This window comes from Streptomyces sp. x-19 (assembly GCF_046549115.1).
In the GTDB taxonomy this organism is placed as follows: Bacteria; Actinomycetota; Actinomycetes; order Streptomycetales; family Streptomycetaceae; genus Streptomyces; species Streptomyces albulus_C.
On record NZ_JAJPWK010000105.1, the window covers coordinates 1 to 840 of the forward strand.

The 840-nt window shown below is 65.2% G+C and carries 2 protein-coding genes; both read right to left on the reverse strand.

Going from position 1 to position 840, the window contains the following annotated elements; genetic code table 11:
• Nucleotides 1-548, reverse strand: a 548-nt coding sequence (locus ACLJT4_RS42455; protein ID WP_411130518.1) for a transposase, incomplete at its 3' end; no start/stop codon positions are given.
• Nucleotides 545-840, reverse strand: a 296-nt coding sequence (locus ACLJT4_RS42460; protein ID WP_411130516.1) for a helix-turn-helix domain-containing protein, incomplete at its 5' end; no start/stop codon positions are given. The genes ACLJT4_RS42460 and ACLJT4_RS42455, both read right to left, overlap by 4 nt.

Below are 840 nucleotides of genomic sequence, written 5' to 3' on the forward strand. Positions count from 1 at the left end.
TACTGAGGTTGTAGTCGTGGTGTCGTCGGTGTGAGCCCTGTTCCGGTGAGGCATCCGTTGATGATGTCGCTGCGGTATTGGATCTGGCGAAGGCCATGTCGGAGCTCGTGCATGAGGTGGTCGGGATCGGTGAAGGCGGTGTTGGCCTGGCTGGTCCGGCGGAGGATGGACCAGATGCCCTCGACGGGGTTGAGGTCGGGTGCGTAGGACGGCAGGTGGTAGGCGGTGATCCAGTCGTGCGCGTCGATGAAGGCCCGCATGCGGCGGTCTTTGTGGACGTTGAGGTTGTCCCAGATCAGGACGATGGGTGCGCCGAGTTGCTGGTGGGCGGCGAGGAGGAGGTCGCGGTACTCACTCCAGGCGAAGCTCTTGCGGCCACCGGCCTTGTGATCCGTGTGTCGTTTGGGCCGGTAGACGAGGCGGGAGCGTTGGCCGGGTTTGTAGCAGCACAGGGCGGCGATGGAGAAGCGGCGTTGGGAGCGTCCGCGGACTCGGATGACCGGTGTGCTGCCGCGTTTGCTCCAGGTCCGTGAGGTGAGCGGCGTCATCGAGAATCCGGCTTCGTCTTCGAAGACGATCCAGGCTCCGAGCGCCGCCGCGGTGGTTTCACGTGCGGCCATACGTCCTTCACCCAGCCGGCCACTGCCGCCTCATCGCGTTCGACGGCACGACGGGCGGGAACCTGGTGACTCCAGCCATGGCGCCGCAGCATCTGGGCGATGCCCGACAGCGTCATGGACTTGTGGAATCGCCGGCCGATCAACGTTTTGATCCGCGCAAGCGTCCATCTCTGATCCGGCCATCCGTGCGCGACCGGGCCCTTGGCCAGTTCCTCCTCGA